We start from the raw sequence: 12,346 nt of genomic DNA, 5'->3' as shown, positions 1-12,346 counted from the left end.
TGCTGACCCGGATCGCGTTACTGTTGGCGACCAACATCGCTGTGGTGTTGGTGCTGTCGATCATCCTCAACCTGCTCGGCGTTGAGCAGTTCCTCCGCGAGCAAGGCATCGACGCGGAGATGGTCACGCTGCTGATCTTCGCCGCCGGCATCGGCTTTGCCGGCTCCTTCATCTCGCTGGCCATGTCCAAGTACATGGCGATGAAGATGATGGGTGCCAAGCCCATCGAGAGCCCGCGCGGCGAGCAGGAGCAGTGGCTGGTGGAGACCGTCCGCCGCTTCGCCCAGCGCGAGGGCATCGGCATGCCCGATGTGGCAATCTACGACGCCCCGGAGATCAACGCCTTTGCCACCGGTGCCCGGCGCAACAGCGCCCTAGTGGCGGTCAGCTCGGGGCTGCTGCAGAACATGACCCGCGACGAGGCCGAGGCGGTCATCGCCCACGAGGTGGCCCACGTCTCCAACGGTGACATGGTCACTCTGACCCTGATCCAGGGCGTGGTGAACACCTTCGTGATCTTCCTCTCGCACGTTGCCGGGCGCTTCGTCGATCGGGTGGTGTTCAAGAATGAGGGCGGTCACGGCCCCGGCTTCTGGATCACCATGATCTTCGCTCAGATGGTCCTCGGCGTGCTGGCGTCGATGATCACCATGTACTTCTCGCGCAAGCGCGAGTTCCGGGCGGATAGCGGTGCCGCCAAGCTGGCCGGGCGCGACAAGATGATCGCCGCGCTGGAGAAGCTTAAGCGCTCGGTGGAGCCGCAGAACATGCCGGACGAGATGGAGGCCTTCGGCATCAACGGCCGGATGGGCGGCTCGTCGATCAAACGGCTGTTCATGTCGCACCCGCCGCTGGATGAGCGCATCGAGGCGCTCAAGGGGCGTCCGGTGTAATCACCGTCTTGGCCGCCGCGCCGGGCTCCTCGCGGGCTAGGCGCGGCACCAGATAACCGGGCAAGCTCCGGGCCAGTTCCGCCCAGAGCCGCTGCCCGGTTTTTGCGTCCACGTCGAAGTGAGCCGCCCCGGCTACCGGGTCGAGCAGATGTAGGTAGTAGGGGAGGACGTCGGCGGCGAACAGCCGCTCGGAGAGGGACGCCAGGGTGGCGGTATCGTCGTTGACGCCGCGCAGCAGCACCGTCTGGTTGAGGACCGTCGAGCAGACGTTTCGCAGCCGGGCCAGGGCCGAGCTGACCTCCGCGTCGATCTCCCGGGGGTGGTTGGCGTGGACCACGATCACGCTCTGTAGTCGGATTTGCCCCAGGTGGCGGGCGAGGGCCGCAGTGACCCGGGAAGGGATCACCACCGGTAGCCGGGTGTGGATACGTACCCGGCGCACCGCGGCGATGCGGCCGAGGCGCTCGAGGCAGGCGCCTAGCGCCTGATCGTCGAGGAGCAGCGGATCTCCGCCGCTGAGGATGACCTCCTCGGGGGCTCCGTGTTGCTCGAGCTGATCCAGGGCGGTGCGCCAGCCCGCCTCGCGGTTGTACGGGAAGCAGCGCCGGAAACAGTAACGGCAGTGGATGGCGCAGCCGCCGGTGGCGATGAGCAGGCTCCGGCCGTTGTACTTCTGCAGCACGCCGCTGCCGGTGCGGGCACCCTGCTCGGCCAGGGGGTCGGCGGTGTAGCCGGGATGGGTCTCGAGTTCGGCGCCGATGGGCAGCACCTGGCGCAGCAGCGGGTCGTTGGGGTCTCCGGGACGGATGCGCGCCAGGTAGGGGACCGGCACTCGCATTGGGAAGGTCCGGGCGGCCTGTTCGGCCGGGGCCAGCAGTGACTCAGGCAGATCCAGGCGCCGGAGCAGCTCCTCGGGCTGCCGAATCGCACCGATCAGCTCCTGCCGCCAGCGCTCGGCGGCGCGGCGCTCTCTGCCTGGCTTGGGCTGTCGGGCCGTATCGGTTAGCATCGCGTCAACTTCGCATACCCGAGGGGATTATGGCGACCTATAGCACCAACGAGTTTAAGGGCGGGCTCAAGATTATGCTCGACGGGGATCCTTTCACCATCGTCGAGAACGAGTTCGTCAAGCCCGGCAAGGGGCAGGCCTTCAACCGGGTCAAGCTGCGCAATCTGAAGACCAATCGTGTCGTCGAGAAGACGTTCAAGTCCGGCGAGAGCGTCGAGGCGGCCGACGTCATGGAGACCGAACTCCAGTATCTCTACAACGACGGCGAGTTCTGGTACTTCATGGATCCCACCTCCTTCGAGCAGAAGGCGGCCCCGAGCAGTGCCGTGGGGGATGCCGCCAACTGGATCAAGGAGCAGGATACCTGCACCGTCATCCTGTGGAACGACACCCCGCTGCAGGTGGAGGCGCCGAACTTCGTCGACCTCAAGGTCATCGAGACCGATCCGGGCGTGCGCGGGGATACCAGCAGCGGCGGGACCAAGCCGGCCAAGCTGGAGACCGGCGCCACGGTGCGCGTGCCCCTGTTCATCGAGGAAGGCGAGGTGCTGCGCGTCGATACCCGCAAGGCGGAGTACGTCAGCCGCGCCAAGGACTGATGGCGGCCGGCGGTCCGTGCGGCGCCGCCGACGGCGCCACCGTGCGCCGGGTCGGTCAGAAGCTGGCACGGATCCGCGGCTTCTTCGCCGAGCGCGGGGTGGTGGAGGTGCAGCCGCCGTGCCTCGGCCCGGCGGCCATGGACCCGGCGCTGGAGAGCATCCCGGTGCCCGGGGCGGCCGCCGACGGCGACGCCGCCTACCTGCAGACCTCCCCGGAATCGGCGATGAAGGCTATGCTCGCCGCCGGCAGCAGCGACATCTACTACCTCGGGCCGGCCTGGCGGGGCGGTGAGCGCGGGCGCTGGCACGCCACCGAGTTCACGCTGCTCGAGTGGTACCGCATCGGCTTCGACCACCACCGGCTGATGGACGAGGTGTCGGCGCTGGCGGCGCTGCTTGTCGGTGATCGCCCGGTCGAGCGCTGGTCCTACCAAGAGGCCTTTCGCCGTTACGCCGGTGTTGATCCCTTGGACGACGCGGATGACGCACTCCGCGACGCTCTGGCGGACCAGGGCATCGATCTGCACGGGGCCGCCCCGAGCCGCGATGACGCGCTCGATCTGCTGCTCTCCCACGCCGTGGGGCCGGCCCTGGGCCACGGCCAGTTGACCTTTCTCTACGGGTTTCCGGCGAGCCAGGCGGCCCTGGCCCGCCTTGACGACGCTGACCCGCGCACTGCGCGGCGTTTCGAGTGCTTCATCGACGGCCTGGAGATCGCCAACGGCTACCACGAACTCACCGACCCCGCCGCGCAGCGGGCGCGCTTCGAGGCCGAGCAGGCCGAGCGCCGCGGCGCCGGGCAGCCGGTGTACGACCTCGACGAGCGGCTGCTCGGCGCCCTGGAGCGCGGTGTACCCGACTGCGCCGGGGTGGCGCTGGGCGTCGACCGGCTGCTGGCGGTGGCGCTGGGGGCAGAGTCGTTGGCGGCGGTGCGGGGTTCGGGCGGCTAAGCCGCGCACTCGGCACATCTTGTCAGCGTGGGGTCGGCCTGGAGGCGGCGCGGGTCGATGTCCTCGCCGCAGATGAAGCAGTAGCCGAAGTCGCCGCTGTCCAGCCGGCGCAGTGCGCCGTCGATGCGCTGGACCAGGTGCTGACGGCGCCGCTCGCGCTCCAGGGCCATCTGCTGGCCCTGGAGGGCGTCCATCCGCGACAGCCGTCCTTGACGGGTCTGATCGAGCTCCACCGTGGCAGTGGCAGCCCGCGCGGACTCCGCAGCGGCGACGGTCTCCTCACGCAGCGCCAGCAGTTGCTGGCGGAATGTTTCGGTCTGCTCGTCGGTCATGCTCGTCCCATCCATTGTTCGGCGCGTGCCGCAGCCGCGGCACGCGCGTTACCCCTGGACCCGCGGCACGGTCTGGGTGTCGATGAACTCGAACAGCCCTTCCAGGCCGCCCTCGCGGCCGTAGCCGGAGAGCTTCATACCGCCGAAGGGCGCCTCCGGGGTGGGGCCGCTGCCGGTGTTCCAGCCCACGTGGGGGAAGGATAGGCGCGGAATGAACCGCTCCGCCCGGGCGTCGTCGCCGGTGAACAGGTAGGCGGCGAGCCCGAACTCGGTGTCGTTGGCCATGGCCAGCGCCTCAGCCTCGTCGCCGAAGGCGGCCATGGGCACCAGCGGCCCAAACGTCTCCTCCTGCCAGCAGGCCATCGTGGCGGTCACGCCGCGGACCACCGTGGGCGGGAAGTAGGCGCCGTGCTCCTGCTCCAGCGGGCCCGGGTCGCTGCCCAGTACCGGGGTGGCACCCTGTTCGACGGCGTCCAGGAAGTGGCGGCGGACCTTGTCGTAGCCGCTGCGGTCGATCAGCGGGCCCAGATCCACGCCGGGGCTCATGCCGTCGCCGACGGTCAATCGGGCGGCGCGCTCGGCGACCTTCTCCGAGAAGCGGTCGATGACCGAGTCCTCTACCAGGATCCGGTTGGCGCAGACGCAGGTCTGGCCGCCGCCCCGGAACTTGTTGGCCATGAGCTGATCCGCGGCCCAGTCCAGGTCGGCGTCGGCGAAGACAATGAACGGGGCGTTGCCGCCGAGCTCCAAGGCCAGGCGCGTGCAGTCGTCCGCGCTGTCGCGGATCAGGGACTGGCCGACGTCGGTGGAGCCGGTGAAGCTGAACACCCGGATCCGCCGGTCGGTCAGCAGGGCATCGCCGATGGGGCCAGCAGCGCCGGTGACCAGGTTGACCATGCCCGCGGGCAGGTCGAGCTCCCGGTGGAGCAGGGTGAACAGGGCCGTCATGGTCAGCGGCGTCTTCGAGGAGGGTTTGATCACGGCGGGCGCGCCGGCGGCCAGCGACGCGGAGAGCTTCTTGGCGATCATGCCGATGGGGAAGTTCCACGGCGTGACCAGGGCCACGGCGCCCGCCGGGCGATTGTGCACGGTCCAGGTGCAGCCGCGGGGCTGTTCGTCCAGGGTGCGCGGCGCGAGCGCGTCGAGGTTGCGCGCCGCGTAGGCGAAGAAGCCGGCGGCGTAGAGCACTTCGCCCTGGCCCTCGGCGTGGGGCTTGCCGTGCTCCAGGGTGAGGATTCGCCCCAGCTCCTCCTGGTGCTCGCGCAGGGCCGTGTCGATGGCCTGCAGCCAGCCGCGCCGGGTCTCCAGGTCCGGGGTCTCTTCCAGGGCGGTGTGGGCGGCATCGACGGCACGCCCGGCCTCGTGGGCGCCCATCGCCGGCAGTTCGCCGAGCAGCTCGCCGTTGGCCGGGTTGGTGATCTGGAAGGTGGCGCCGTTGTCGGCGGCCACCCACTCCCCGGCAATGTAGCCGTTGAATTCGGGCAGTAGCGGTGAATCGATCATGTGGACCCTCTTGGCAGCGGAGTCGTGGGTCGGTCGTTCGGGGGGCCGGTGCCCGCCGCTCAGCGGGCCCAGGCCGGTCGGTGATCGGTCAGCGGTGCCGCCTGCTGGTAGGCGTGGGCGGCACGCAGCACTAGGGCATCGGCGTGCCGGGGGCCGACGATCTGCAGGCCGATGGGCAGGCCCTGCCCAGTGAAGCCGCAGGGCACCGAGCAGGCCGGCTGGCCGGTCATGTTGAACGGGTAGGTGAACGGGGTCCAGCTGGGCCAGCGTGGGTCGTGCCAGCCCTCCGGGACCTCGCGCCCGGCGGTGAACGCGGGGATCGGCAGCGTGGGGGTCAGCAGCAGGTCGTACTGCTGGTGGAACAGGCTGGTGCGCTCGATCAGCGCCGCCCGCTCGTTCATCGCCGCCAGGTAGTCGAGCATGGAGGCGTCGCGGACACTGCCTGCCGCCTCGATCAGGCACGGGTCCATCTCGGCGTGGCGCTCCTCGGGGATGCTGCGCAGGGCGTTGGCCGCGCCGCCGAAGAAGAGCAGATCGAACGCCTCGCGCGGGTCGGCGAACCCCGGATCCACCTCCTCGACCCGGGCGCCCAGCGCCTCGAACATGCGCGCCGCCTCGGCCACGCTGCGGGCGATCTCCGCGTCCACCTGCACATACCCGAGGTTGGGGCTGAAGGCCACGCGCAGCCCGCCCACGCCGCCGGCCAGGGCGGCGACGTAGTCGCCTCCGGCCGCGGGTAGGGTCGGATCCCGGGGGTCCGTCTCGGCGATGACGTTCATCAACCGTGCGGCGTCCTCCACGGTCCAGGTCATCGGCCCCGGGTGGGCCAGTTGGCCGAACGGGCTCGCCGGCCAGAGGGGCACACGGCCCTGGGTCGGCTTGTGGCCGACCAGCCCCGAGAAACCGGCGGGGATGCGGATCGAGCCGCCGGCGTCGGTGCCCAGGGCCAGCGGCCCCATGCCCAGAACCACCGAGGAGGCGCTGCCGCCGCTGGAGCCGCCGGCGGTCTTGTCGGGATCGAAGGGGTTGCGGGTGACGCCGTAGCACGGGCAGTCCGTGACCCCCTTCCAGCCGAGCTCCGGCGTGGTGGTCTTGCCCAGCGGCACGAAGCCGTGGCGGCGCAGCGCCGAGACCGCCGGGGCATCCTGCTCCCAGGGGCCGGCCGGGTCGACGGTCTTCGATCCCTTGAGGTTGGGCCAGCCGCGGGTGAGGAAGACGTCCTTGATGGCCACGGGCACGCCATCCAGCTCGCCCATCGGGGAGGTGTTGAGGTAGCGCTGCTCGGCCCGCCGGGCGGCGGCCAGGGTGGTTGTCTCGTCCACCAGACAGAAGGCGTTGACCGTCTCGTTGTGGGCCCGGATCCGGGCCAGGGCCGCTTCCGTGGCCTCGACCGGGGAGAGGCTGCCACTGCGGTAGCGGCGCAGCAGCTCACTGGCGGTGAGATCGGCGATGGCGGTGGGGTGGCTGCTCATGCTGGGTTCTCCGGTGGCACGTAACCGCGTTGCTTGTCGACGACGTTGCGCAGGGATGATCCGCTGGACCACCGCTCGAAGTTGTCGATGAATTGATGGATCAGGGCCTCGCGCCAGCCGATGAAGTCGCCGGCCATGTGGTGGGAGAGGAAGACGTTGGGCATGTCCCATAGCGGATGGGCCGGCGGCAGCGGTTCTTCCTCGAAGACGTCGAGGGCGGCGCCGGCGATGGTGCCGTCATGGAGGGCCGCGACCAGTTCCTCGGTCACTACGATCGGACCACGGCCGATGTTGATCAGCCGAGCGCCGGGGTCCATGGCCTGGAAGGCGCTGCGATCGAACAGCCCGCGGGTGGCGTCGGTCAGCGGAGCGGCGATGATCACGTAGTCCGCCCGCGGCAGCTGCTCGTGCAGGTCGGCGGTGCCGTAGACGGTGCCGAAGTCGGCGTCGTCGCTGCGCGGGCGGCTGGCTACGCCGTCCACCCAGAGTCCGGCACCATCGAGCAGCCGGGCGATCTGCCGACCGATGGAGCCGGCGCCGACGACCAGGGCCCGTTTGCCCTGGATGCGCTCGGTCTCGCGGTGGCGCCATTCGCGGCGCTCCTGCAGGGTCAGGGTGGTGCGCATGTCCTTGGCGAAGAGCAGGACCATCCCCAATACCGTCTCCGCGATGGCGCGATCGAAGATGCCGCGGGCGTTGGTCAGGGGGATGGAGGAGCGGGCCATCTCGGGGAAGATCAGGGCGTCGACCCCGGCGCTGGTGGCGTGGACCCACTGGAGCTTCCGGGCGTGGGGCCAGGCGTCGCGGACGAAGCGGGTGCGGAAGTCGGTTACGAGCAGGATCTGCGCATCCGCGATGGCGTCGGTGAGTTCCTCGCGGGTGGTGGTGTGGCGAACCTCGGCGCGGTCCTCAAGCTGCTCAAGCCCCGGAGGCGGTCCCTCGTCCGGTGCGGTGAGCAGGGCGATGACAGGTCGTTCTCCGTCGGCCATGGCCCGTCGGTCTCCTGATCATGGGTTCTGTCCAAGGTATCCGCTGGGCCGGGGAGGGACAAGGAGCCTGCCGCGTTGAGCCGGATTTTGGTCGCGGGCACTTGTAAGCGCAGTGGCAGGATGACAACTTCAAGAGAGGGTGCGAGCCGGCCGCTCCGCCCGGGGCGGCCGACGCGCGATCGCAGTGCAGAGCAACGCGGAGAGCTTGCCGTGGCCTATCCCGACGATATCGATCCCGACGACGAGCGCGAGCCGGTGTGGAGCCCCTCGATCCGGGCCCTGCCCATTCCCGGCATCCGCAAGATGGTGAACATGGCGGCCGAGATGGACGACGTCATCCATCTGTCCATTGGCCAGCCGGACTTCCCCATGCCGGAGCACGTTGTCGAGGCCCACATCCAGGCCCTGCGCGACGGCAAGACCGGCTACACCATGGATGCCGGCCTGCCGCAGATGCTCGAGGCGGTGGCGGAGTACTACAGCCACCGCTACGACCGCCCGCTGGAGCCGGAGAACGTGCTCATCACCACCGGCGCCACCGAGGCGATGTATCTGGCCATCGCGGCCACCGCGGCGCCTGGGCGGCAGTTCCTGATCCCGGATCCGACCTTCCCGCTCTACGCCCCGCTGATCCGCATGAACGGCGCCGAGGTCAAGCCGATCCCCACCCGCGCAGAGCACGGTCACCAGATCGATCCCCAGGAGGTGATCGACAACATCGGCATGCGCACCTTCGGGATCATCCTCAACTCGCCGAGCAACCCCACCGGTACGGTCTACCCCCGGGAGACCATCGAGGCCATCGTCCAGGAGGCCGCCTACCGTGGGGTCTACGTCTTCAGCGACGAGGTCTACGACCACCTGCTGCTCGACGAGATGGAGTATCCGAGTGTGCTGCGCTGCACCTCGGACCTGGACCACGTCATGGCGGTCTCCAGCCTGTCGAAGACCTTCAGTATGGCCGGTCTGCGCATCGGCTGGTTGATCTCCAGCCAGGGGGCGATCAAGAAGCTCCAGCGCTTCCATATCTTCACCACCACGGTCGCCAACACGCCGGCGCAGTGGGCCGGGGTGGCCGCCCTCAAGGGGGGGATGGCGTGCGTCGACGAGATGCTCGAGGCCTACCGTCAGCGGCGTGACCGCATCGTTGAGCTCGTTAGCAAGACCCCGCACCTGACCAGCTACCGGCCGCAGGGGGCGTTCTACATCTTCCCGTCGCTGCCGCCGAACACCGACGCCACCAACCTGGCCACGCGCATGCTCAAGGAGACCGGCGTGTGTGTCGTCCCGGGCGACGCCTTCGGCGACAGCTGCCCGAACTCGTTGCGCATCAGCTACGCGGCCTCGATGGACGACATCGAGCGGGCCTTCGAGCGCATCATCCCGTGGATGGAGAAGCAGGGCTTCTAGCCGCAAGCGATTCGGGGCCGTGTCGGGTAGCACGGCCCCGGGCCGAGGGTGATCCGGCTACATCAGGCCGACCTGGAGCTTGGCGGCCTCGGACATCATCTCTTTGCTCCACGGCGGGGTGAAGACGAGGTTGACCTGCGCCTCGGCGACCGTGGGCACCATCTGGACCTTGACCCGGACGTCGTGGGCGAGGATATCGCCCATCCCGCAGCCGGGGGCGGTGAGGGTCATGTCGATATCGACGTGGCGCTGGCCGTGCTCGTCCTTGCGGATGTCGCAGCGATAGATCAACCCGAGGTCGACCACGTTGACCGGGATCTCCGGGTCGTAGCAGGTGGCCATCTGCTCCCAGATCAGGCGCTCCACGTCTTCGTCGGTGGCCCCCTCCGGCAGCTGTGGGGGCTGGGGCGGTTCCTTGCCGATGGCGTCGGCATTGGCGCCGTCGATGCGGAACAGATAGCCCTGGAGGTAGATGGTGTAGCTGCCGCCGAGGGCCTGGGTCAGCACCCCCTCGGCACCGGCGGGGATGACGCCGGTGTCCCCGGCAGGGATGACCACGGCCTCGCAGTCGCGCTGGAAGGTGATGGGTTCGCCTTTGGGTGCGTACATGGCTCGGGTCCCCGGGATTTGCTGAAGGGTGTGACGGTCAGGGTGACGATCATGCTAGCAAAAGTGGACTTTCAGAGTCCGCATGTCCGCGACGCTGGTTGGCCGGATCCCCTACACTGGTCCGCGAGCAACCGGAGGAGGCGGCATGGCAGAGGAGTGGACAGGACAACAGGGCGGTCACGGAGACGATCCGGCGCTCGCCCGTGAGCTGAGTTCGGCGACGGTGGTCATCTTCCGCTCGGGCCTGACCGACACCCGCTCGGTGGTGCGTGCGCTGCATCGGCGGGGGGTCGACTACCGGGAGGTCGAGATGCCCATGGGCTCGGCACAGATGCGTGACCGGTTCCACCAGCTCCAGGAGATGACCGGTTGGCGGAGTCTGCCGCAGATCTTCGTCCACGGCGCTTTTGTCGGCGGCCCCGATGAGCTGCTCGAGCATCCGGTGATCGGCGATGAGGCCCCGGCCGCGGCGCGGGCCGAGCGGCCCGGGCGGGTGCTGGGCTACGCCGGGCTGGTCCCCTTCGTCCTCGGGCTGTTGTTGGCTGCCGTCGCCCCGGCGGCGCTGCACGAGCAGGCAGTGGCGGCCACCCTGGTCTACGGCGCCGCCATCCTTTCGTTCCTGGGCGGGGTGCACTGGGGGGTGGCGCTGCTGCGCGACCAGCGCCCCTGGTCGGTGATGGCCGGGGGCGTGTTGCCAGCGCTGGTCGGATGGCTGGGGGCGGGCCTCGGGGTCGGCGGGGCCCCCGCCGGCGGGGCGCTGTTGCTGGCCGCCGGCTTTGCCGCCTGGTACGGCTACGAGCGCCTCGCCGACCCGGGCACCGGTTTCCCGCCTTGGTACCGCCAGCTCCGGGGCCGGCTCACCGCCGTGGTCTGCGCGGTGCTCCTGCTGTTGGCCCTGATCGCCTGACCCCAGGGGCCGGGGCCCTCAGTCCCGGCCCAGCCACTGGATGCGGTAGAGATCCAGGCGACGGTCCTTGTAATTGCGGACCGAGCCCTCGTTGCGGATCTCGGTGAGCTTGTCCAGATCCAGGTCGACGATCAGCGTCATCTCGGTGTTCGGGGTGGTCTCCGCGACGATGGCGTCGTGGGGGAAGGCGAAGTCCGCCGGCGAGAACACCGCCGACTGCGAGTACTGGATGTCGATGTTCTCTACCTTGGGCAGGTTGCCCACGGAGCCGGTGATCGCCACATAGCACTCGTTCTCGATGGCCCGTGCCTGGGCGCAGCGGCGGACGCGCAGATAGCCGGTCTGGGTGTCGACCCAGTAGGGCACGAAGAGGATGCGCGCCCCCTTCTGATTGAGGATCCGCGGCAGCTCTGGGAACTCGGAGTCGTAGCAGACCAGGATGCCGATCTTGCCGATGTCGGTCTCGAAGACCTTGAGTTCGTCACCGCCCCGCACGCCCCAGTAGGAGCGCTCGTCGGGGGTGATGTGCAGCTTGTGCTGCTCATCCGTCGTGCCGTCGCGCCGGCAGAGGTAGGAGACGTTGTAGAGCGACTGCTCCTGGTAGACGGGCATCGAGCCGGCGATGATATTGATGTTGTAGGAGACCGCCAGGCGCGACATCTCGTCGACGATCTCCTCGGTGTACTGCGCCAGGCCGCGGATGGCCTCGGCCGGGTTCTCCTGGTTGAACAGCGAAAGCAGTGGTCCGTTGAAGAACTCCGGGAACAGTGCAAAGTCGGCGTTGTAGCCGGCCAGGGCGTCGACGAAGAACTCCACCTGATCGATCAGCTCGTCCACCGAGCTCATCGGGCGCATCTGCCACTGCACAGTGCCGACCCGGACCACGGCCTTGCGCCGGGTGATCAGCGGCTGTTCCTTGGGTTCGTAGAAGATGTTGTTCCACTGCACCAGGGTCGCGTAGGCGTACGAGTCCCGGTCCGAGGGCAGGTAATCGGTGATGATCCGCCGCACGTGGAAGTCGTTGGCGAGCTGGAACGAGAGGATCGGGTCATGGATCTCGCGGCGCTTGACCAGCTCGATGTAGGCCTCCGGCGACATCTCGTCCGCGTGCCGGGTGTAGCCGGGGATGCGCCCGCCGGCGACGATGCCGCGCAGGTTCAGACGCCGGCACAGCTCCTTGCGGGCGTCGTAGAGTCGCCTCCCCAGGCGCATCGAGCGGTACTCCGGGTCGACGAAGATATCCACGCCGTAAAGGACGTCGCCGTTGGGGTCGTGGGTGGTCAGGTAGCCGCCGCCGGTGATCTCCTCGTAGGTGTGCTTGTCGCCGAAGCGACCGTAGTCCACGATGAGCGTGATGGCGCCGGCAACCACGCGGCCGTTGTCCTCGATGCAGATCTGCCCCTCCGGGAAGCGATTGATCTGCGCCGCGAACTGTTCCCGCGACCACGCCCCGTCCATATCGGGATACACTTGGTCCATGATGTGCGCGACATCGTCGTAGTCCTCAAGGACCATGTTGCGCAGGCGCAGGTGGTGCTCGTCCTGTTCTGTCCGTTCCGGTTCCGACTCTTCTTGCATGGACCTCGTGATCCCCTCTGCTGATCGACCAGGGCACCCCGACGGTGCCGCGGCCCCCGAGTATACAAGTCTGCGCCGGCGCTTGGTGAGGACCC

At 68.9% G+C, this 12,346-nt stretch carries 12 protein-coding genes; 5 read left to right on the top strand and 7 right to left on the bottom strand.

Annotated elements, in window-relative coordinates; genetic code table 11:
• The first annotated feature begins 2 nt into the window (after positions 1-2).
• Complete coding sequence (gene htpX / locus HHAL_RS10010) at positions 3-893, top strand: protease HtpX (RefSeq protein ID WP_041595632.1); 891 nt, start codon at positions 3-5, stop codon at positions 891-893.
• Here htpX and epmB read toward each other — a convergent pair.
• Complete coding sequence (gene epmB / locus HHAL_RS10005) at positions 874-1,902, bottom strand: EF-P beta-lysylation protein EpmB (RefSeq protein ID WP_011814766.1); 1,029 nt, start codon at positions 1,900-1,902, stop codon at positions 874-876. The genes htpX and epmB overlap by 20 nt on opposite strands.
• A 29-nt stretch (positions 1,903-1,931) precedes the next feature.
• Here epmB and efp point away from each other — a divergent pair, with 29 nt between their 5' ends.
• Positions 1,932-2,501, top strand: coding sequence for an elongation factor P (gene efp, locus HHAL_RS10000; RefSeq protein ID WP_011814765.1), 570 nt, complete (start codon positions 1,932-1,934; stop codon positions 2,499-2,501).
• The gene (gene epmA, locus HHAL_RS09995; RefSeq protein WP_011814764.1) at positions 2,501-3,451 is read left to right on the top strand and encodes an EF-P lysine aminoacylase EpmA; all 951 of its coding nucleotides are present in this window, start codon (positions 2,501-2,503) and stop codon (positions 3,449-3,451) included. Before efp ends, epmA begins: the two co-directional genes overlap by 1 nt.
• Here epmA and HHAL_RS09990 read toward each other — a convergent pair.
• From HHAL_RS09990 to HHAL_RS09975, 4 genes are read right to left on the bottom strand one after another with little or no spacing between them, the layout of a single operon-like run.
• Positions 3,448-3,783 (bottom strand): TraR/DksA family transcriptional regulator, encoded by a 336-nt coding sequence (locus tag HHAL_RS09990; RefSeq protein WP_011814763.1) that lies wholly within the window; start codon positions 3,781-3,783, stop codon positions 3,448-3,450. The genes epmA and HHAL_RS09990 overlap by 4 nt on opposite strands.
• Before the next feature lie 48 nt (positions 3,784-3,831).
• The gene (locus tag HHAL_RS09985; RefSeq protein ID WP_011814762.1) at positions 3,832-5,286 is read right to left on the bottom strand and encodes an aldehyde dehydrogenase family protein; all 1,455 of its coding nucleotides are present in this window, start codon (positions 5,284-5,286) and stop codon (positions 3,832-3,834) included.
• Between the two features lie 59 nt (positions 5,287-5,345).
• Positions 5,346-6,758 carry an amidase gene (locus HHAL_RS09980; RefSeq protein WP_011814761.1) on the bottom strand — a complete coding sequence of 471 codons (1,413 nt, stop codon included), beginning with the start codon at positions 6,756-6,758 and terminating at the stop codon, positions 5,346-5,348.
• Complete coding sequence (locus HHAL_RS09975; protein WP_011814760.1) at positions 6,755-7,747, bottom strand: D-2-hydroxyacid dehydrogenase; 993 nt, start codon at positions 7,745-7,747, stop codon at positions 6,755-6,757. The genes HHAL_RS09980 and HHAL_RS09975 overlap by 4 nt, the downstream gene beginning before the upstream one ends.
• Positions 7,748-7,957: 210 nt before the next feature.
• Here HHAL_RS09975 and HHAL_RS09970 point away from each other — a divergent pair, with 210 nt between their 5' ends.
• A complete protein-coding gene (locus tag HHAL_RS09970) occupies positions 7,958-9,157 on the top strand; it encodes a pyridoxal phosphate-dependent aminotransferase (protein WP_049751641.1) in 1,200 nt (399 codons plus the stop codon).
• 57 nt (positions 9,158-9,214) lie between these two features.
• Here the strand turns inward: HHAL_RS09970 and sufT are convergent, their stop codons facing one another.
• The gene (gene sufT, locus HHAL_RS09965) at positions 9,215-9,766 is read right to left on the bottom strand and encodes a putative Fe-S cluster assembly protein SufT (protein WP_011814758.1); all 552 of its coding nucleotides are present in this window, start codon (positions 9,764-9,766) and stop codon (positions 9,215-9,217) included.
• A 145-nt stretch (positions 9,767-9,911) separates the two neighbouring features.
• Between sufT and HHAL_RS09960 the strand changes: the two genes are divergently transcribed.
• On the top strand, positions 9,912-10,673 hold the full coding sequence (locus tag HHAL_RS09960; protein WP_011814757.1) for a DUF3429 family protein: 762 nt from the start codon (positions 9,912-9,914) through the stop codon (positions 10,671-10,673).
• Between the two features lie 18 nt (positions 10,674-10,691).
• On the opposite strand, the gene HHAL_RS09955 is transcribed toward HHAL_RS09960, so the two are convergent.
• Positions 10,692-12,263 carry a GNAT family N-acetyltransferase gene (locus HHAL_RS09955; RefSeq protein ID WP_420842049.1) on the bottom strand — a complete coding sequence of 524 codons (1,572 nt, stop codon included), beginning with the start codon at positions 12,261-12,263 and terminating at the stop codon, positions 10,692-10,694.
• Between the last annotated feature and the right edge of the window lie 83 nt (positions 12,264-12,346).

It is taken from the genome of Halorhodospira halophila SL1 (genome assembly GCF_000015585.1).
Taxonomy (GTDB): Bacteria; Pseudomonadota; Gammaproteobacteria; order Nitrococcales; family Halorhodospiraceae; genus Halorhodospira; species Halorhodospira halophila.
This window is presented reverse-complemented; position numbering and strand designations above follow the sequence as displayed.

Coding starts and splice junctions, on each gene's coding strand:
- epmB (WP_011814766.1), bottom strand. CDS start 1,902: ATGCTAACCGATACGGCCCGACAGCCCAAGCCAGGCAGAGAGCGCCGC.
- efp (WP_011814765.1), top strand. CDS start 1,932: ATGGCGACCTATAGCACCAACGAGTTTAAGGGCGGGCTCAAGATTATG.
- epmA (WP_011814764.1), top strand. CDS start 2,501: ATGGCGGCCGGCGGTCCGTGCGGCGCCGCCGACGGCGCCACCGTGCGC.
- HHAL_RS09990 (WP_011814763.1), bottom strand. CDS start 3,783: ATGACCGACGAGCAGACCGAAACATTCCGCCAGCAACTGCTGGCGCTG.
- HHAL_RS09985 (WP_011814762.1), bottom strand. CDS start 5,286: ATGATCGATTCACCGCTACTGCCCGAATTCAACGGCTACATTGCCGGG.
- HHAL_RS09980 (WP_011814761.1), bottom strand. CDS start 6,758: ATGAGCAGCCACCCCACCGCCATCGCCGATCTCACCGCCAGTGAGCTG.
- HHAL_RS09975 (WP_011814760.1), bottom strand. CDS start 7,747: ATGGCCGACGGAGAACGACCTGTCATCGCCCTGCTCACCGCACCGGAC.
- sufT (WP_011814758.1), bottom strand. CDS start 9,766: ATGTACGCACCCAAAGGCGAACCCATCACCTTCCAGCGCGACTGCGAG.
- HHAL_RS09960 (WP_011814757.1), top strand. CDS start 9,912: ATGGCAGAGGAGTGGACAGGACAACAGGGCGGTCACGGAGACGATCCG.